Source organism: Anaerocolumna cellulosilytica (genome assembly GCF_014218335.1).
Lineage (GTDB): Bacteria > Bacillota > Clostridia > Lachnospirales > Lachnospiraceae > Anaerocolumna > Anaerocolumna cellulosilytica.
In genome coordinates, this window is the sequence record NZ_AP023367.1 from 1,039,658 (window position 1) to 1,059,149 (window position 19,492).

General features: G+C 35.8%; 20 protein-coding genes, 3 tRNA genes and 1 other annotated feature. Of the genes, 17 read left to right on the top strand and 6 right to left on the bottom strand.

Annotated elements, in window-relative coordinates; genetic code table 11:
* Window positions 1-139 precede the first annotated feature (139 nt).
* The 9 genes from acsn021_RS04530 to rlmB all read left to right on the top strand — a co-directional run bounded on the left by acsn021_RS04530 (window position 140) and on the right by rlmB (window position 8,624).
* Window positions 140-2,164 carry a methyl-accepting chemotaxis protein gene (locus tag acsn021_RS04530; RefSeq protein WP_184090333.1) on the top strand — a complete coding sequence of 675 codons (2,025 nt, stop codon included), beginning with the start codon at window positions 140-142 and terminating at the stop codon, window positions 2,162-2,164.
* Window positions 2,165-2,400: 236 nt separating this feature from the next.
* Window positions 2,401-2,473, top strand: a tRNA-Val gene (locus tag acsn021_RS04535).
* Window positions 2,474-2,519: 46 nt separating this feature from the next.
* Window positions 2,520-2,593, top strand: a tRNA-Met gene (locus acsn021_RS04540).
* A 388-nt stretch (window positions 2,594-2,981) separates the two neighbouring features.
* Window positions 2,982-3,545: a 2-C-methyl-D-erythritol 2,4-cyclodiphosphate synthase gene (ispF, locus tag acsn021_RS04545; protein ID WP_184090336.1), complete on the top strand. Its 564-nt coding sequence runs from the start codon at window positions 2,982-2,984 to the stop codon at window positions 3,543-3,545.
* A gap of 176 nt (window positions 3,546-3,721) precedes the next feature.
* Entirely contained in the window at window positions 3,722-4,900 is a 1,179-nt protein-coding gene (locus acsn021_RS04550) for a GNAT family N-acetyltransferase (RefSeq protein ID WP_184090339.1), read from the top strand.
* A 66-nt stretch (window positions 4,901-4,966) separates the two neighbouring features.
* Window positions 4,967-5,197 (top strand) — a binding site (T-box leader).
* A 103-nt stretch (window positions 5,198-5,300) separates the two neighbouring features.
* Window positions 5,301-5,966 (top strand): serine O-acetyltransferase EpsC, encoded by a 666-nt coding sequence (gene epsC, locus acsn021_RS04555; protein ID WP_184090342.1) that lies wholly within the window; start codon window positions 5,301-5,303, stop codon window positions 5,964-5,966.
* Between the two features lie 63 nt (window positions 5,967-6,029).
* Window positions 6,030-7,427 (top strand): cysteine--tRNA ligase, encoded by a 1,398-nt coding sequence (cysS, locus tag acsn021_RS04560; RefSeq protein ID WP_184090345.1) that lies wholly within the window; start codon window positions 6,030-6,032, stop codon window positions 7,425-7,427.
* Window positions 7,412-7,849 (top strand): Mini-ribonuclease 3, encoded by a 438-nt coding sequence (locus acsn021_RS04565; protein ID WP_184090348.1) that lies wholly within the window; start codon window positions 7,412-7,414, stop codon window positions 7,847-7,849. Before cysS ends, acsn021_RS04565 begins: the two co-directional genes overlap by 16 nt.
* A gap of 34 nt (window positions 7,850-7,883) precedes the next feature.
* Complete coding sequence (gene rlmB / locus acsn021_RS04570; protein ID WP_184090351.1) at window positions 7,884-8,624, top strand: 23S rRNA (guanosine(2251)-2'-O)-methyltransferase RlmB; 741 nt, start codon at window positions 7,884-7,886, stop codon at window positions 8,622-8,624.
* A 161-nt stretch (window positions 8,625-8,785) separates the two neighbouring features.
* Here rlmB and acsn021_RS04575 read toward each other — a convergent pair whose 3' ends face one another.
* Window positions 8,786-9,595, bottom strand: a complete 810-nt coding sequence (locus acsn021_RS04575) for an EcsC family protein (protein ID WP_184090354.1) — start codon at window positions 9,593-9,595, stop codon at window positions 8,786-8,788.
* A 301-nt stretch (window positions 9,596-9,896) separates the two neighbouring features.
* Complete coding sequence (locus acsn021_RS04580) at window positions 9,897-10,703, bottom strand: AraC family transcriptional regulator (RefSeq protein ID WP_184090357.1); 807 nt, start codon at window positions 10,701-10,703, stop codon at window positions 9,897-9,899.
* A 515-nt stretch (window positions 10,704-11,218) separates the two neighbouring features.
* Here acsn021_RS04580 and acsn021_RS04585 point away from each other — a divergent pair.
* The 5 genes from acsn021_RS04585 (at window position 11,219) to acsn021_RS04605 (ending at window position 13,318) form a co-directional block, all read left to right on the top strand.
* Window positions 11,219-11,764, top strand: coding sequence for an Ig-like domain-containing protein (locus acsn021_RS04585; RefSeq protein WP_184090361.1), 546 nt, complete (start codon window positions 11,219-11,221; stop codon window positions 11,762-11,764).
* Window positions 11,765-11,961: 197 nt separating this feature from the next.
* Window positions 11,962-12,174: a hypothetical protein gene (locus tag acsn021_RS04590; protein WP_184090364.1), complete on the top strand. Its 213-nt coding sequence runs from the start codon at window positions 11,962-11,964 to the stop codon at window positions 12,172-12,174.
* The gene (locus tag acsn021_RS04595; RefSeq protein WP_243182319.1) at window positions 12,152-12,601 is read left to right on the top strand and encodes a DUF2085 domain-containing protein; all 450 of its coding nucleotides are present in this window, start codon (window positions 12,152-12,154) and stop codon (window positions 12,599-12,601) included. The genes acsn021_RS04590 and acsn021_RS04595 overlap by 23 nt, the downstream gene beginning before the upstream one ends.
* 4 nt (window positions 12,602-12,605) lie before the next feature.
* Window positions 12,606-13,235 carry an RNA polymerase sporulation sigma factor SigH gene (gene sigH / locus acsn021_RS04600; protein WP_184090367.1) on the top strand — a complete coding sequence of 210 codons (630 nt, stop codon included), beginning with the start codon at window positions 12,606-12,608 and terminating at the stop codon, window positions 13,233-13,235.
* A 10-nt stretch (window positions 13,236-13,245) separates the two neighbouring features.
* A tRNA-Thr gene (locus acsn021_RS04605) sits at window positions 13,246-13,318 on the top strand.
* Window positions 13,319-13,407: 89 nt separating this feature from the next.
* Here the strand turns inward: acsn021_RS04605 and acsn021_RS23205 are convergent.
* The gene (locus tag acsn021_RS23205) at window positions 13,408-13,704 is read right to left on the bottom strand and encodes a tyrosine-type recombinase/integrase (RefSeq protein WP_184090977.1); all 297 of its coding nucleotides are present in this window, start codon (window positions 13,702-13,704) and stop codon (window positions 13,408-13,410) included.
* Window positions 13,705-14,325: 621 nt separating this feature from the next.
* Here acsn021_RS23205 and acsn021_RS04615 point away from each other — a divergent pair.
* Entirely contained in the window at window positions 14,326-15,663 is a 1,338-nt protein-coding gene (locus acsn021_RS04615; RefSeq protein ID WP_184090370.1) for an Ig-like domain-containing protein, read from the top strand.
* 628 nt (window positions 15,664-16,291) lie between these two features.
* Window positions 16,292-16,888, top strand: coding sequence for a hypothetical protein (locus acsn021_RS04620; protein WP_184090373.1), 597 nt, complete (start codon window positions 16,292-16,294; stop codon window positions 16,886-16,888).
* A gap of 419 nt (window positions 16,889-17,307) precedes the next feature.
* On the opposite strand, the gene acsn021_RS04625 is transcribed toward acsn021_RS04620, so the two are convergent.
* Window positions 17,308-17,511 (bottom strand): indolepyruvate ferredoxin oxidoreductase subunit alpha, encoded by a 204-nt coding sequence (locus acsn021_RS04625; RefSeq protein WP_184090376.1) that lies wholly within the window; start codon window positions 17,509-17,511, stop codon window positions 17,308-17,310.
* A 22-nt stretch (window positions 17,512-17,533) separates the two neighbouring features.
* Entirely contained in the window at window positions 17,534-17,905 is a 372-nt protein-coding gene (locus tag acsn021_RS04630) for a pyridoxamine 5'-phosphate oxidase family protein (RefSeq protein ID WP_184090379.1), read from the bottom strand.
* A gap of 187 nt (window positions 17,906-18,092) precedes the next feature.
* On the opposite strand from acsn021_RS04630, the gene acsn021_RS04635 reads away from it, so the two are divergent.
* Window positions 18,093-18,593, top strand: a complete 501-nt coding sequence (locus acsn021_RS04635) for an Rrf2 family transcriptional regulator (protein WP_184090382.1) — start codon at window positions 18,093-18,095, stop codon at window positions 18,591-18,593.
* A gap of 105 nt (window positions 18,594-18,698) precedes the next feature.
* Here acsn021_RS04635 and acsn021_RS04640 read toward each other — a convergent pair whose 3' ends face one another.
* A complete protein-coding gene (locus acsn021_RS04640; RefSeq protein ID WP_184090385.1) occupies window positions 18,699-19,361 on the bottom strand; it encodes an epoxyqueuosine reductase QueH in 663 nt (220 codons plus the stop codon).
* Window positions 19,362-19,492: the final 131 nt, after the last annotated feature.

Below are 19,492 nucleotides of genomic sequence, written 5' to 3' on the forward strand. Positions count from 1 at the left end.
AAAAACAACCGTATTACCACCGTTTTCTGTAAGAGTTTATGGGAAATCGACTTGACTAATAAAATAATATATTTTACAATCAATGAAAGTGAGTATATGGTAATGGAAAGTTGAAAAATTTTACAGAAAGTTGGGTTCTATGAAGAAAATACGAGGGAAAAAAGCGGAAAAAAGCCGGATAATTGGAACGAAAACAAAATTAATATCCATTGTAATACCAATTAGTGTTGTGTTGATTATTGCCTTATTAGCAGTTACATTTCAAGTGTCTAAAGGGATTATTTTAAACTATGGAAACAGAGTAGTAAAATCCATATCTGCTGCCAATGCTAATGAAATTAAGACCTGGTCTCAAGATATTATATCAACCCTTAATCAAGTAAAAAATACAGTAGAGCAGGTAGAGTTGGACGATACCCAGACTATTAATTATCTTGCATCTACTATGAATAAAAATAATAGTTTTCCTTTAGGTGTTTATATCGGTACCGATCGGGGAGAGGTACTTAATGCGTTTGATTTTGTACCACCTGCCGATTATGTAGTAACAGACAGAGAGTGGTTTAAAGAAGGCGTTAAAAGAGAAGAATTTGCTTTTGGTGCTGCTTATGTGGATGCCAATACGGGCGAATTTGTATTAAGTGCTTCTGCAAAAGTAAAATCCATCGATGGCGTTAACAAGGTTGCAGCAGCAGATATTTTTCTTTCAGAAGTCTCTAATATGGTAATGAATATGAAGTTAATGGAAACCGGGACAATTTTATTAATTGACGGTAAGCAGAACACGATTATTGCTCATAAGGATAAAAGCTTAAATGCCCTAAAGCTGACAGAGGACCTTGATAACGGGATATTACGTGAAATTACAAAACAGATAAATAATGAAAACGCAGAGGTATTTTCTATTAAAGATGGAAACCAGTCTTATCTAGCTTATTTACAGCCGGTAGATAATACGGATTGGCTATTAGCCTCCTATGTATCCAGTTCTGAAGTACTTGGTGCGTTAAATGAACTTCAATTATTTATCAGTATCACAGCTGTGATATCCATTCTTTTCCTAATGCTTGTGTTAGAACGGGCTATACATATTATATTAAAGCCGGTGAAAAAACTGACAGGAACCATAGAGCAGATAACAGAGGGAGATTTTACAGTGGCGTTAACTGTAAAAGGCCGTGACGAGGTAGCTGTTATGAGCAAAAGCCTGGTTAAGTTCATAAATACTTTGCAAACAATTATAACGGAAGTTACTAGAATGACCACTCAGTTTAATAGTCAGGCTGAAAAAAACGGCAAGGTTTCAGAAACACTGTCTAATTCCGCAAAGATACAGTCAGATTCCATGCATGAGTTAAATATTACAGTTGATGAACTTGCAAAATCGGTAGGGCAGGTGGCAGAGAATGCATCAGCACTGGCGATGGTGGTTGCTCAGACAGAAACAATCGGGAAAGATGCCGCCAGTCAGACGGAAACCACGGTACAGTTATCCGTGCAGGGAAGAGATGATATGACCAGAATAAAGGATGCCATGGCAACAGTGGAAAAAGACATCAAGCATCTGGAAATGGCGGTGGAAGAGGTTGGAGCTTCCACTGTTAAAATAAATGATATCATAGGACTTATTGGGGATATAGCCGAAGAAACTAATTTGCTGTCACTGAATGCAGCCATTGAAGCGGCAAGAGCAGGTGAAGCGGGTAAGGGATTTGCCGTGGTAGCCCAGGAGATTCGAAAACTTGCCGAAACCAGTGCAGGAGCAGTAAAAAATATAGCAGAATTAATTCATGGAATCAATGGATTAGTAGAAATCACGGTAGACAGGACAAAAGAGAGCGTAGGAAGTATTCAAAGCAGTTCAAAATTAATCAACAATACCAGTCAGACCTTTGAAACCATATATAACGCAGTGGACAACACCCGTCATCTTGTAATTGAAATGATAGACAGAATAAAAGAGGTTGATAATGTTGCAACTTCAGTTGCAGCCATTACGCAGGAACAGTCAGCAGGAGCAGAAGAAATAGTGGCGACTACTGAAGAACTGTTAGAACATGCAAAGCAGGTAATAGAAAACAGTGAAATGGTTGGAAGAGATGCGTTGGAACTGGCAGTTACCGCAGAAAATTTGGAAAAAGAAATGAAATTCTTTCGTTTATAGTTTTTCTTTGGATTCATTCCTAAATACATCCGGATTACGATTTTGTGACCAATTATAGGTCCGGGTGTTTTTAGAAGTGAGAACATAGTATGAGTATTAAAATAGAGGAATTTTGTAGGTATTTTACAAGATTAAATGTTTCATTTAAAATTATAAAATTATTTTTAAAATATGCTTGACAAAAAGTAGATTCGTAAATATAATGTAAAAGTACCTGTTGAAAAGCAGTACATTATGGGATCTTAGCTCAGCTGGGAGAGCATCTGCCTTACAAGCAGAGGGTCATAGGTTCGAGCCCTATAGGTCCCATTTTTACCAAAAAATATAGGACAAGGTTTGTTCTTTATTTATATATGGCGAAGTAGCTCAGTTGGCTAGAGCATGCGGTTCATACCCGCAGTGTCGGCGGTTCAAATCCGTCCTTCGCTACTTTTAGGGATTGTCGTTGGCAATCTTTTTTTATTGTATAAAATTCAAGTGAAAGTCTTTTTATAATAGTATTACTTAATAGTATTTATCAATAATACAAAATATTAAGAATAGGGTAGATTATACTATTTCAGTTAGTATATAATAAGACTGTAATTATAATTGTTTTATTTATAAACAGTTTGGTTTTAGAGTAAAATAACTTTTTACATGTAAGTTTAATACTTATGTCAAACTTCGCAGAATAGTGATTGATTGATGGCGGTGCCAAATTTATTAGAAGCTGGGCATATAGTAAGAGATAGATTATTTTAATTGTAAGTGTGCAAATACAAGTGCAGATAGGGCTAGTGCAAGAAGCACTTAGAGCACACAGATAGGAGTTTTTATGAGAATAGGTCAAGGATATGATGTGCATCGTCTTGTAGAAGGACGTGACTTGATTATAGGAGGGGTTAAAATACCCTATGAAAAAGGTTTACTGGGGCATTCCGACGCGGATGTATTAACCCATGCTGTAATGGATGCTTTATTGGGAGCAGCAGCTCTGGGGGATATAGGAAGACACTTTCCTGATACGGAGGAAGCCTTTCGTGGAGTATCTAGTATAGAATTGTTAAAACAGGTAAAAGTCCTGTTAGACGCAAAATTATATTTTATAGAGAATATAGATGCTACAATTATTGCACAGAAACCTAAAATGGCACCTTATATACCGGATATGGTAAAGAATATCGCAGAGGCTTTGGAGATATCCATAGAACAGGTAAATATTAAGGCAACTACAGAAGAAGGTCTTGGATTCACAGGAGAGGGTGCAGGGATATCAAGTAATGCTATTGTTTTATTAACCTCTATTGATAATTATCGTTACGATGACAGAGTAGCTAATAGTGATATTAGTCAGACAAGAAATTGTTCCGGCTGTTCCGGCTGTCATAGCAGACAGTAATAACCTCCACCAAATACGCTAAAATGTATATGTGCAATAAGTAAAGGTACAATTGAGCAGATGTTACTACATTTGTATTAGAACAGGCTGTGTCTTAAAACACATTGCTTCGTATGGACACCCCACTTTGCAGCTTATATAAGCAAATTTAAGACATACCCTAGACAGGAGTTACTATGGAGTATCAATTATACGATGATATACAAAAGGCAGCTTGTGACGGCAGAAGTTTAGAAGCTGTCAAAGAAGATATTTATAGGTTGTGGAGAGGCTGTTTTGGTGATACCAAAGCTTATACCGACTTTTATTTTGAGTGGAAGGTACCGGGTAACCGTATACTGACAATCTATAAAGGACAGCAGATAAGTGCTATGCTTCATTTGAATCCATATACCCTTATGGTGGCAGGTAAAAAAGTAGAGTCATATTATATTGTCGGAGTAGCAACAAGGATAGAGGACAGAAGACAGGGTTTAATGAAAAGACTGCTTGAGAGAGCACTTTATCTGATGAATCAAGAAAAGGTTCCCTTTACTTATCTGATGCCTGCAGCAGAAGCAATTTATTATCCCTTTGATTTTAGAATAGTTTATGAACAGGAAGCTTGGAAAAAATATATATTGGATGCAAAGGAAACGCGAAAGGAAAGTCTGTCTACAGAGGGTGATATAACAACCCTTTGGCTGGATACAAAGAATATCGATGATTTGAATAGACTAACAGATTTCTCTAATTCCTTACTGGCAGAGCAAACAACGGTTTATGTCTTGCGAACCCAGGCATATTATCAAAGACTAATAGCTGAAATGGAAAGTGGTAAGGGAAGTGTGGTACTCTGCCTACAGGATAGAGAATTACTTGGCTACACAGCCTATATGACGGAAGGAGGGCTTCAAATAGCAGAAGCTCTCTATCATTCAAAGAATAAGCGGGAGTTTATGAGTACAATGGCGGCAGCACTACCTATGGATGAGGAAGTTGAAAGAGATTCTAATGCAGCCCTTGATTATCATGGACCTGCAATCATGACAAGAATTGTAAACTTAAATCATTTTATCAAAGGTCTGTCTGCCAGGGAGGATATAAATCTTGTTATTAAAGTTGAAGATAAGATATTAAGTGAAAATAGCGGCAATTACCGACTGACATTCTCAAATGAAAGCTGCCAGATGATAAAAACAGATTTGATACCTGAGATAACAATGAATATAGCCAGTCTTACAAGGCTATTTTTCGGGAAGTTATCCTTAGAAGAACTAAAACCGTGTATCACTGGTAAAGAGCCAGACATAATTCTTAATAAGCTGAATAAAATTAATTACAATGCCCCTCTTAGGATCAATGATGTAGTATAGGGTGTTGGTAAAAGTAAATACTATTGACAATTTACCTGCAATTGCATAGAATAAAGGTATAATAATGAAAAAGCATAGAACAGAAAAGTAATTTGTTTAAAGGCAGCAGAGAGAGGATGTCACCGGCTGAAAGCATTCTTTGTCAGAAAATAAATGAAGTGCATCTGGGAGCTGATTGTGTGAGACCAACAAGTTTAGCACAATCCGGTAGCAGCCGTTACTTGTCAAAAAGATTGCAGCAAAGTTAAGAATCAGCTGTGAATTAGAGTGGAACCGCGGATAAACTTCGTCTCTTGTTAATACCAGAGATGGAGTTTTTTATTTCATTAGAAATTGTATGGATGAGACCCTCTGGGAGGATGCGTTTTGCGCTCCGGTTTAAATTATTTGGAGGTATTTTATGGGGATAATTAAGTATGTTAAAGAAGAAATGAAGATAATAAAAGAAAGAGACCCGGCCATAAAAACACCTTGGGAAGTATTTTTATATCCCAGCTTCCGGGCTATCTTAAGATACCGTATTGCACATAAATTATACCAAAGTAAGCATTATTTTTTAGCCAGATGGTTTTCCCAGCGTACAGTCAGAAAAACTGGAATTGAAATACATCCCGGAGCAACCATAGGAAAAGGACTTTTTATTGATCATGGACACGGAGTGGTGATTGGGGAGACTGCCATACTAGGTGATAATGTAACCCTTTACCAAGGTGTAACCCTTGGCGGGACCGGGAAGGAGAGCGGAAAACGTCATCCTACCATCGGAAACAATGTTATGATAAGTGCTGGCGCAAAGGTGCTTGGTTCTTTTACCGTTGGAGAAAATTCAAAAATCGGTGCAGGCTCTGTTGTTCTATCAGAAATACCTCCTAATTCAACGGTAGTCGGTGTTCCCGGACGCGTGGTTAAAAGGGATAATGTTAAAACTCCAAGAGAAGATATGGATCAGGTACACTTACCAGATCCGGTTTATAATGATTTAATACGCTTACAGCAGGAGAATGAAAAACTCAAAGAGGAATTACAGCAAGTCCATGATAGGATTACAAAGTTAGAGATATCTTAAGGGTGGTTAAGAAACAGCTAGAAGAGAGATACTACCTAAATATAGAAAGGATTGGTTAACAGCATGAAAATCTACAATACGTTATCGAAGAAAAAAGAAGAGTTTATACCTTTAGAAGAGGGAAAGGTGCGAATGTACGTCTGCGGTCCAACCGTTTATAATTATATTCATATTGGTAATGCCAGACCAGTCATTGTATTCGATACTGTAAGGCGTTATTTAGAATATAGGGGTTACGAAGTAAATTTTGTATCAAATTTTACGGATGTAGACGATAAGATTATAAAAAAGGCAAATGAAGAAGGTATTAGTGCCGCAGAAATTTCTGAGCGTTATATCAGCGAATTCCGTAAGGATGTAGAAGCACTAAATGTAAAACCTGCTACAAAAAACCCTAAAGCAACCGAAGAAATTGAAGGCATGGTGGAGATGATTGATTCATTGATTGAAAAAGGGCATGCTTATGAGAAGAATGGAACCGTTTACTTTAAGACAAAAAGCTTTCCGGAATATGGTAAGTTATCTAAAAAGAATTTGGAAGACCTAGAAGCAGGTATACGTATCGCTGTTAGTGAAGAAAAAGAAGACCCCATGGACTTTGTATTATGGAAACCCAAGAAGGAAGGGGAGCCTTCCTGGACCTCTCCCTGGAGTGACGGAAGACCAGGCTGGCATATTGAATGCTCTGTTATGAGCAGAAAGTATTTGGGAGAACAGATTGACATACATGCTGGTGGTGAAGATTTGGTATTTCCCCACCATGAAAATGAAATTGCCCAAAGTGAAGCCTGCAATGGAAAAGAATTTGCTAAATACTGGATGCATAACGGTTTTTTGAATATTGATAATAAGAAGATGTCTAAATCTGACGGCAACTTTTTCACGGTAAGAGAAATTAGTGAAAAATATCCTTTGCAAGTGCTTCGTTTCTTTATGCTGAGTGCTCACTACAGAACCCCTATTAATTTTAGCAGGGAACTGATGGAGGCCTCAAAAAATGGCTTGGAGCGAATACTTACGGCAACCTATAATCTGGAACATTTACTGGAAGCAGCAGAAGAAAAAACTTTATCTGATGCAGAACAGATAATACTAAAAGAAGTTGATAACCTGAACTCAAAATTTGATACAGCGATGGATGACGACTTTAACACAGCTGATGCGATTGCAGCTATATTTGAAATCGTTAAAACGGCTAATAGTAAGTTGAGTTCGGGAAACTCAAAAGAGATTATAAAAAATGTGCTGGACCGAATTATATCCTTAAGTGATATTCTTGGTATACAGGCGCAGAAAAAAGAAGAACTGTTGGATGAAGAAGTTGACCAGCTCATACAGGACAGACAGGACGCCAGAAAGAATAAAGATTTCAAAAAGGCAGATGAAATCAGAAATTTATTGTTGGAGAAGGGGATTGTACTCGAAGACACCAGGGAAGGCGTAAGATGGAAAAGAGCATAGAGCTTCAATTAATCCAGGGAATTAAACAGTATATGGATTTACCGGATACGGATTTAAAAACATATTCGCCCCTTACTCTTGCATTTATCGGAGATGTGGTTTATGATTTAGTGATACGGACCATAGTCGTTGAGGGGGGAAATGCACCAGTAAATAAGCTGCATAAAAAAGTAAGCAGCTTGGTAAAAGCGCCTGCCCAAATGGAAATGTTCCATAAAATCCAGGACATGCTTACGGAAGAGGAGTTGGCAGTTTATAAAAGAGGTCGCAATGCAAAATCCTTTACCTCAGCTAAGAATGCCAGTATTACAGAATACAGGATAGCCACCGGCTTTGAAGCACTTATGGGCTATCTGTATCTGAATAATGAATTTGAAAGGGTACTGGAGATTATAAGAAAAGGATTAGAAATAAATAATTAAATAAACATAATGGACTTGAAAGGTACGTATAATAATGAGATATGAAGAATTTACAATAGAAGGGCGCAATGCCATATTGGAGGCATTTCGTGCCGGAAAAACAATAGACAGGCTGTTTATATTAGATGGCTGCCAGGATGGGCCAATAAAATCAATAACCAGAGAGGCCAGAAAAGGTGACACGATAATAACCTTTGTGAAAAAGGAAAGACTTGATCAATTATCTGAAACCGGAAAACATCAGGGAGTTATTGCATATGCAGCAGCCTATGAATATGCTGAAGTCGATGATATGTTAAAAGCGGCTGAGGAAAAAGGGGAAGCTCCATTTTTAATTCTGCTCGATGGTATTGAAGACCCACACAATCTTGGAGCAATCATTAGAACCGCTAACCAGGCAGGAGCACATGGGGTCATTATACCCAAAAGAAGAGCGGTAGGTTTAACGGCTACAGTTGCTAAAACTTCAGCAGGTGCACTTAATTACACGCCGGTAGCCAAGGTCACAAACCTTACTGCAACTATGGAAGAATTAAAAGAAAAGGGCCTTTGGTTTGTCTGTGCCGATATGCAAGGTGAGACAATGTATCAAGTAGATTTAAAAGGTCCCATTGGCCTTGTAATAGGAAGTGAGGGAGAGGGGGTAGGAAGGCTTATTAAGGAAAAATGTGATTTTACAGCTAAGATTCCTATGCTTGGCAATATCGACTCTCTCAATGCTTCTGTTGCTATGGGGATTCTATCTTATGAAATCGTAAGACAAAGATTGGCATAATAAGTGAAGAATATTGTATAATAAAATAATATAAAACAGAGCATATAAGGTAACGATATGCATAAAAAGGGAGGACTGTAAGAATGTTTAGACAGTCTTCCCTTTTATTTGTGAAAAGTTGGTGTTGAAAAAATGGTAATATGTTTTATAGCATAAGGTAATTACATCACATCTGTACTAATCTCGGACTTTTTAAGCAAATACCTTTTTTTAAATTTGATTTTACTGTATTGACTTACCTTTTGTACAATGTTGTAGTTAATTAAACCTCCCACAGCGCCCACTACAGGAATTCCCTGAATAAATTTAGCAGTTAAAAGCGTATCAGATAAAGCCTTCGAAGTTAATTGCATCTCCTCATCTAAATCGACTGTTATAGCTTCTTTATGGTCTAATTGATACCCTAATTTGTCGGTTTGCTCATTCAGTGTTTTTTGCAAATCACCTTTTGCTAGAGCAGAGCGAATTAATAATAATATATAACCTTTGGTTTCATCGGTTTCATAATCGTGGCCATAACTTAAAGAAACTTCATAAACCGTTTTCATAATTAAGGCGATGAATAAGGGGATATCAGGAAGACCGATTCCAAGCATACCAAGCAGACCGCCTTCCACAATAGATACAGAAGAATTGATTGCATTGGAATACAGGGAGGATCTATCCAACTTATTAATAAATCTGTTACATAATTTTTTGTCTATAGCATAATTATTCACATCATAATCCAGAAGCTTTTGTTCTTTGTTATAGGTTTTTTCAATATAGGTATTTCCTTTTTCGAATACTAGCTGAAAACCTTTAAAGAAAGCCGTCTCTAAAGTAGAAGCAAGCTTTTCTGGGATTTTATCCTGAATTTTATCAAGAACTGGGGCCACTTTTTCTTTAAACAATAGGTTCTCTTTGGGATTTAGGAATTTTTCTTCCTGTAACTCAATACTTTTCATTTGCTTTAACAAGACTTGATTCATATCGTTTCATTCCTTTCTATTAACTGCTTAACCAGAAAAGCCAGATTCACCTTGTCTTTTCCGGAGGCTGTATAGGAACAGCGTTATTGCTATTAATATATGTCATTTAAAAAATAAGTTCTTATCTATATTATATTTTTATATGTGCCGGGAAATTCATTTTAACACCAATCTGTGTGCATTAGCACACGTATAAATCAAGATATTGAAAAAAGCTTTTATTTTTCAACCTAATACCCGCGCCTTTCAATTTTTTGATGACTTATTCATAAAATTGAACTATCTTCAACTTATATGCATTCTATGACTTTCGATATGCCATAGGGGAGATACGGTATTTATTTTTAAAATGTCTGCTTAAGGCGGCGCCGTCGTGAAAGCCGCAGCTGTATGCAATTTCTGAGATACTTAGTTCGGTTTCTTTTAAGAGATGACAGGCAACCTGCAAGCGGTATATAATTAAATATTGTTTTGGTGAAATCTTTTTGTTCTGCATAAATAACTTGTATAGATAGGTACGGTCAATTCCGATGTGTTGAGCTACATCTCCGATTTGAATGGGATAAGAATAATTTTGATGAAGGTATTCTATCGCTTTTTTCAAATATGTTTCTGTGTATTCCTGCGGTTTAATGCCTATGTTTTGCTTTAGAAATGAAAAGCACTGATACAAATAACTAAGATAAGTGTACTCATTTCCAAGCTGGTTTCGAAAACTGTTTACCAGTGTTAATAGGCAGTCCCTGATTACCTCAACTTTTATCTGGAATATTAAAGATTCCTCTGACAAACCACAGTTTTTTAAAATTGTTTTAGCTTCATAGCCATCAAAACCAATCCAACAGTACTCCCAAGGGTCTTCTAGGTCTGCCCGGTAAGTGGTAGTCTGCCCAGGAGTAATTAAAAAGCCATTACCTGCACTCAATGTATGGGTGTTTCCTCCTTCATAATAGATTCCTTTTCCTTTTAAAATAAAATGAACCAGATAGTGGGGACGTATGGCGGGACCATAACTATAACAGGGCTTACAGTTTTCGTGGCCGCAGTAAAATAAAGTAAGAGGATTACTGTATTGATAGTCTTTGATTTTTTCTATATAGGAATTCATGTAACCTCCTATTCTGTAATATAGCAAAATAAAGATATATAAAACAAGCTTAGGAGTGTCTGCACACTCTCTAAAGAAAATTATATACTAATATAATCTTAGGTTCAATAGAGAAGCGTATTTTACTATTACGGTTATAAAGAGCTTAAAAATAGTTATATTACCGACAGATATAATAAGAATGGTTGTAGATTGCCGCATTGAACTGCTAGGTTGATATATAATTTACAGATTTTTAAAGAAACTATGTGAACAGATATAAGATATTTGTCCCATTATAGTCAGAAATAGAAAATACACTAGTTTCCTATGTATAAATATGTTATTATATACTTAATGGAGTCACATAATTGCGAGGTAAAGGCTGAATGTGACTGACAATGTATTTTATGGTTCTATTTAAGCAATACTGTAGCAAACTTGCGGTATGTATGGAGATTAGCATGAAATATTATAAGACAAATTTGTGCCTGTGACCCAAAGTATGCAGGCATCGGAAAGGATTGGTTATTTGTATGAAAAAACTAAAAAATGTGGTAATGGTTCTTTTGGTGCTGTTATTGATTGCTGCAAACCTTGAGATAGTAGAAGCAGCCAGAATTAGCAGTAAAAGTTATGCGATGATGGTGGGGGAGACTGTAACCCTTAGGGTGTTGGATACGAAAAAGACTGTAAAGTGGAGCAGTAGCAATAAAGCGGTTGCCAGTGTTGATAAAAAAGGAAATGTTAAAGCTAAGAAAACGGGGGAAGCAGTTATAACTGCCAAGATAGGAAAAAGCACATATACTTGTAAAGTTAAAGTGACGAAAGCTGTGAATGCTATCTTGTATAACCAGGGAAGTGTAACAGAAGAACCGGGAACAGATAACCCTTCTGATAATCCCACAGATGGCATAGCAGATGTTAAACCAGGCATGACTTTAGAAGCAGTAAGTTCACTTCTTGGAAGTATAGGAACTTTGCAAAGTGAAGATGGCAACAATAAGACATATGTATTTAAAGACAGTAAAGGGGATGAAATAGGTACTGTAAAGTTTGTTGACGGTGTTGTGCCGGAATAAAGATAAGTAAGAATATACTGTCTTAGAAAAGGACGCTAAGTGAAAAGGTGGTATTCGTGCTATGTTACAAACATTGGTGGCATAATCTTTGTTGAAATCGGTATATTCCTATGATAAACTGTACGTAAGAAAAAGTCATAACAGAAAGGTAATCCAAAGACGGTTCGTACTGAAACTTTGGTAGAAAAGGTGTTAGGATGAGATGTCCCTCATGTGGTTCAGTTAATTGCCATATTGTTGAAGAAGTAGAATCCAGACAAAAGGGATTTGGGTTTTTTAAAGGCTGTTGTGGGTATTTAATTCTTGGGCCCATTGGCTGGCTATGTGGACTGTTAGGTATGGGAAGCGGTACGATGACGAAAAAAGCATTCTGGGTATGCAGTCACTGTGGAAGAAAGTTCAGAGTTTAAAGAAATGGAACAGGTGAAGGGATTAAAGGAAATTCTCAGAAAAAAAGGGTATCAGACTTGGAAAAAGTGGATGGCATGGGGAGAGCATACCGGTTGTCATCAGCTTCCTCACCGCAGTTTCTTTTTTCGAGGCTATCAGTTTCCAATATGTGCAAGATGTACCGGTGTGATTCTTGGTTATATCCTGGCTGTCCCATTATATATAGGATTTGGAGTAAAAAGAGCATTGGCGTTTCTTGGAGGTATATATATGTTAATGGATTGGCTGCTCCAATATTTTAATATACGAATATCAAATAACCGAAGGCGTCTTATTACCGGAATACTTGGTGGTTATGGGATTATGTCAATCCAGCTTTATGGATTTATTACTATTCTGAAAATGTGTAAGAGGCACTTAAAATTTATTTTAAAATCGGGAGGCTGATAATATGCCAGAGTATAGTTGGGATGCTTTATCAGATGAGGATATTATCACCTTAATCCATGGTGAAAGTTCTGATGCCATGGATTATATGTTAAACCGGTATAAAAACTTGGTACGGAAAAAGGCAAAGGCTCTTTATCTCATTGGAGGAGATAAGGATGATTTGATACAGGAGGGAATGATAGGGCTTTACAAAGCTATACGGGATTATAAGCTGGATATGGATAACTCATTTTATAATTTTGCTGACCTTTGTATCTCCAGGCAAATATATAGTGCGATTAAAGCTTCCAACCGGAAAAAAAACTTTCCCTTAAATACATATGTATCCCTCTACACCCCAGCCTATGGTGAAAACACTGATTTGGACGAAAAAGAATCGTTGGTTGACCTAATGTATGAGAATAAAATTTCAAATCCTGAGCAATTGGTTATTGACAAAGAGAGTACAAGTATGTTAGAATATGAACTCGTAAGGCATTTAAGTCAGTTTGAAAAAAACGTCTTAGATTTGTATTTAAGCGATTATACTTATACCCAGATAGCTGACAAGCTTATGAAGGAACCTAAGTCAATTGATAATGCCTTGCAAAGAATTAAATTAAAGCTTAATAAGGTACTAAAAGAATTATAAAGTACTTATTGCCCCCGTAGCTCAGTCGGTAGAGCGTTACCTTGGTAAGGTAAAGGTCTCGGGTTCAAGTCCCGTCGGGAGCTCTCTAGAAAAGCCTGTGAAATCAAGGCTTAGAGCGATTTAAAAAGTTAAAAGGCATCCTTTAGCGGGTGCCTTTTTTATGCCATGATAACTATTTGGTAACTGTTTGCTTTTGAACCTGTGTGTTAAATAATTTATCTAATTTGTCAGCGGCCTTTTTATCTGATTCTTTTAAACTATGAGCGTATATATTCATGGTGGTGCTGGTCTGAGCGTGTCCAAGCCTGGCTGACACAGTTCGAACATCAACGTCTTCCGAAATTAATACCGTGGCACTGGTATGCCTTAATCCGTGCAAGGGTATATTAGGGAGTTTTAAAGATTCATCCTCAATGGTAGCGTTGTATTTGTGGATAATATCCTTGAAAGTTTGATACGGTGTGGATATTCATCTGTTTGCCGTTCCACTGTATAAAAATGTGATTGGAATCTTGCCAGTTCTAGCCCTCACAACCTTGCCACTGGTCTCCAAGACTTATCTTAATTTTAAGTGATAATGCTACATTATAGAGTTTTTCCTGTTATTCAATACTCAAAAAGGATAAAGAGTTAGTATAGTCTGAGTTCGCTTTAGTACTATTCTTAAAGCTTCTTATAGATGATGGGAGGAAGACAAGGTAGTAATTTTCCTGCTATGAACTCTTTTCAAAAACTCAGAAGTAGATGTAATAGTCCCATTTAATACGATAATTATTGATGGCAGAGAGGTCTAAGAGTCACTGCATATAATAGACCGCGTGAAAACAAACAATGAATGCGGTGTTTGCCATGTATCTGTTGAACATGGCTTACATGGAATCGTAGCTCAGCATGGACAGAGTAAGCGCTGTAGGGTGCAAGATATTAGGTTCGAAACCTGCCGATTCCATTCTCCTTGACGGAGGCTCCTTATACATATACTCCTGAAAACCACTCTGGAAAAGGGTGGTTTTATATTGAATAATATAGTATTGTGTGGTATTATATGGAATTATACCATTTATTACCATGCAAAAGAGAGGGATAAAAGATGAAGAGTTTAAAAAGATTAAGTTTTGTGATACTAGTCGTTGTTTTGAGCTTATTAAATTTTTCAAGCAAGACAGTGCTGGCTGAGGGTAGTAATCCTGTTTCTAAGTTTCTGAAAGTAAACAATACAACACTGGAATTTAAAGAAATTGTTTACATTGATGGAACCAATGGCAATGATACTACTGGTGATGGTAGCAAAAATAAACCATTTAAAACAGTTGTTAAAGGCTTTGATTATTTAGACGCTAACTGCAGAGAAGATGGAGCTATAATAATCAAAGATGGAACGTATGATGTTAGTAATATTTTTAAAGGCAATTCAAATAATCTAAACGCAAGATATAATAAAATGAAGATATCATTGTTAGCTGAAACCATGGGAAAAGTTTCGTTTACCAATGTAAAAGAATGGATGGTTATTGAGAATAATTATTCATATAGAATAAAGGTAAGTTTATATGGAATTATATTCAAGAGTACAAATGCATATTACCACCTGGCAGGAGATAACTGGATGAATGAATTTTATAATTGTGTGATTGCAGGTGGATACGGTGGGGTACATGGGGTAGTAAGCGATGCAAATATTAAAGTTGAAAATTGCTTATTCTTAGGATCCCCAAGTAGTAAATACTACATAGCTGATTCAATTACAGGTTCAGCCTTAAACAGTGCCTCAACTTCGAATTCTATTGATCCATACAGGGGAACTAAAACCAATTGTTTATATAATGTGACTGTGGATTCAAATTATAATATTACAAGCTCTGGATGGAAAAATGCAGGTATAGGTCAGAACCCCGATGGAACAACTGCCAACATTGGTGTTTATGGAGGTCAATTTGCTTGGGGAAGTAAAGTTGAGGAAATATCAAATGTAAGAAAATTGAAAGTAGTTCTTGAAGTGAAAGAGCAATTACAATTAAGTGTGGATGAGGACTTAGATGAAAACCTCGAAATGATTTGGACATCATCTAACGATACGGTTGCCACAGTAGATGCAAATGGTGTGGTTACAGCTTTAGCTCCAGGTAATACGATGATAACAGTTACGAGTGGAGATGGAACGTACACAGATTATATTAATGTCTTAGTAGTAGATGATGCCAAGGATTATAGATTGGCTGTTGATTTAAAGGTGGGAAAGACTTGTAGGCTTACAGTCGATGATTTAACAGATACCGTTAAGGTTAATTGGTCTTCATTAGATTTAACAGTTGCTACAGTATCAAGTAAAGGTAAAGTTACTGCTGTCAGTGAAGGATTAACAGTGGTTATTGCTACAGATGAAGAAGGCAATGAAATAGGTCAGATTTATATAAGAGTAAGAGAATAGTATGACGATTTAAGCATCCTTCGGGATGCTTTTCTAAAGAGGATATATAAAACAGGATCATAAAAAACAATCTGTAGTATATATTTTTAAGAGGAATAATAATATTTTCTCTTGCATAGAGTTGTCTTGTTTTGGTAGGTATTCTTCATAGAGAAAGTATATTTTATTTACCATATAATAGTGTGGATAATGTCCACTTTTTGTACATGCTGTAGAAGTATTTTTAGATATTTTAAGATTGGAAGAAGTGCTCTTAAAGGTTTAAGTTTCCTTTAAAAACGCGTTTGCTCCTGCTATAAACGTTGTAAAACGGACTTTATTATAGCCGGATATTCTGGCATCAATAAACACCATTACTTATTGGAAGCATGTTCTTTTAAATATCTGCCACCAGTGGACAGTATTCCTTGATTGGATTTCAATAATACCATTAGAATAAGAAAAGTTAGAAAAATAGGGTGATTTAAATAAGAACAATTTCTGTTTAGATAACAAATTGATTTACTGAAAATATGAGACAAATAAGATATTGACTTTAATTTGGCATAAAAAATCAATTATGTAGGTTAATATTGATATATTGTAGGGTTATATAATGATAAATAATTATATTGAGGAGGTATAAACGGTGTCATTATTATTTCGTGCTATTCTTGTACTAATATTATATATTTTATTGTTACTAGAGACTCTGGTACATGAATTAGGGCATGCTTATATGATAAGGAAATGCAATAAAAAAGAAAAATTAATTATAGCGTTGGGATATCAAGAACAAATAATACATAAGAAAAACCCTTTTGTAGATAAATTGGGTATAAGAGTATATTCACATAAATATATTTTGAAATTTTTAAAGATGGAGAATTTAAATGGTTTAATAGTACCAGAACATGAATACAGTTTACAATATTATGATGTCAAACAAATTCGAAAAATTGCAAAAGCTGGAATTATGTTTGGGTTGACATATGTTTTAGTTATTGGTACATGTTTTATAATTATAGTTATTAATATATTCGGAATGGTTAATCAAAATTTTGCTTTCTGGGCGAGGATTATTGTAACTCCAATATTTATTATATTTGTATCATTATTTTGTTATTCAGGATATAGAAATAGCAGTGATTATGCTATAGCCTCTAGTGATGAAGAAGCAATAAAATTTAGTAATGAATATAAAAATAAGGAGGCTATATACCGTTATAAAAATTACGTAGATTAAAATATCATCATGGTAACTAAATGGTGACTGTTTTCACAAAAATGAGCAAATGTTAACCATTGATTACAAAGAATAGAAGATGAAAAGGTGAGTAGAATCAAGGTTTGCGAACGTACACAGAGGTACGTAGAAAATAAAAAAGTCCCATTGGTAAGGTAAAGGTCTCGGGTTCAAGTCCCGTCGGGAACTCTTAATCCTTGTAAAATCAAGGGCTAGAGCGAATAAACAAAAATTAAGACACTCAGAAATGAGTGCCTTTTTTCATGTTTGGAACTATTGAAAAAAATTTTGACTGTCTATACTTTCTGGGCTAGAATATTATCCAGAACATTGGAATCTTTTTAAGCATCCTCGAGGGGGGCTTTTTTCTTACAGAAAAACACAGCACCAAGAGTACTTCCTGGTGCTGTCAGGATAAATTAAAAATATATAGTATGGTTACCAATCATTACTTTAGAAATACATTTTTTAGGACAAACCATTTGGCAAGCACCGCAGTCAACACATGTGGATTCGCTGATTACTCTTTTTTTAGAGTCCCCTTCTGTAATACATCCAATGAGACATACTCTTTGGCATGTACCACAACCGATACATTCTGAGGTACTAATTCTTCTGGGCATGAATTAATCCTTACTATCAAAATTACAATGTTTGTTTACAGGAGGTAACGCTCACTTCCAATGTTCTTGTAAGGAATGGGCATTTTTCTTTCATCTTATTAAAATTTTCTCCCTCTTTTAACAATTTAGCAGTTCCTTCCAATAAGAAGCCGGTTCCCATATATTTGTATCCCATAACCTCTTTACTGCCAAGTGTTAATTTAACCTTAGGGTTAACAATGATATTTTCTTCTGTTTTAATCATGGCAGCAGCAGGAATTAATATTTTGTTATCATCTAAAACAATTAAATAGCTATTCCAGGTATTAGCAATATGAGCCTCGTTATTAGAACTGGTTACTATTGAAACAACTCCTTCTTTGTTCAATACTTCAAAAAATTTTTCTGTAAACATCCTATCTCTCCTTCTTTTTTGAATATGGATAATTAGTATCGTCGATAACATATATCTTTAATTATAATATAATTTATTTTTGAAAATGTCAATAGAAAGATTAGTTTCTGAATGATTATCTTGAATGAGGATAAATATTAGGATATTATATTTAAGAGCAGAAGAATATGAAAAAGGAGTATTAAGTATGAAATTTTCAGTCGGAGTAGAATATGCATTACATTGCTTATTATATATGGTGAATATGGAAGAAGGTAAATCTGTTGGAATAAGGGATTTAGCAACCTTTCAGGGCATTTCAGAAACTTACTTATCTAAAGTATATGCAAAATTAAGCAAGACAGGCATTATAAAATCCATTCCAGGTGTAAAAGGAGGTTATGCTTTAGCTCGAAATGCAGAGGATATAACTTTCTGGGATGTCGTAGAAGCGGTAGAAGGAAGGGAACCATTTTTTCAATGTGCGGAAATAAGACAGAATAATATATTGCTTAATAAAGATAATTTACCGGATGAATATACGAAATGCCCCTGTTTAATTAAAGTTGTAATGGTGGAAGCAGAAAATGAAATGAAAAGTTATTTAAGTAAGAAGACATTAGCTTGGCTTTATGATGAGGTTTATAATAATAAAATTCCGAAAGAGATGAAGAACGCAACAATTGAGTGGTTTAATAGTAAAAAGTAAATAGCAGAATGATAGTAAGTTAACAGAGGCAGTATACATGGATTTACTGCCTCTGCTGTTTGGGTTAAGTAAAATGTTATTTTTATCTCCCGTGGAGTCGGTGTATCACATATGCTCTGGGTTATCTATGGCATTTTGCTGTCTGAGTTTTTCATTGTAAGCCTTGGAGTAAACACACCCGCAAAAATCCTGCCTGTAAAGGTCATATTCTTTGGAGAGCTCAATGGAGCGTTTGTAACCGTTCTTCTTCTTGAAATCTGAGTACAGGTAGGGAGTATCATATTTCTTTGACATGGACTCTCCGATGTCATTAAGCTTTGACGCGTTTTTATGAGGGCTGATTGATAAGGTAGTAGTAAAATAGTTAAAGCCCTGTTCTTTTGCAATACGTGCAGTTTCATCAAGGCGTAGTTCATAACAGCTAAAACAGCGGGGTCCGCCTTCCGGATCAGTTTCATAGCCTTTTGCCAAAGAATAGAAACGTTCCGTTTCATAAGAACCCTGTAAAAAGCGGATTGGATTTTTCACTGGAAGGGAACGGATAAGGCGATTTTGCTCCTCAATTCTCCGATAATATTCATCTTCAAAAGAAATATTGGGATTATAATAAAAGATGGTAATGTTGAAATATTGACTTAAATATTCCAGGACGTAACTGCTGCAAGGTGCACAGCAGCTATGAAGCAGGAGAGTGGGGGTAACCTCTTTTTGGGTCAGGGTGGAAAGAACCTGCTCTAATTCTTTCTGATAATTTCTCTTTATGTCCATTGTGGGACCTCCATAATTTTTCTACTTTATTATACAATTGAAAAAATTGAAAAAATTAATAATTAGCACTTGATTTTTCGCTAAAAGTATTATATTATATAACTACTGTGAAACGCAATAAAAACTTCGCG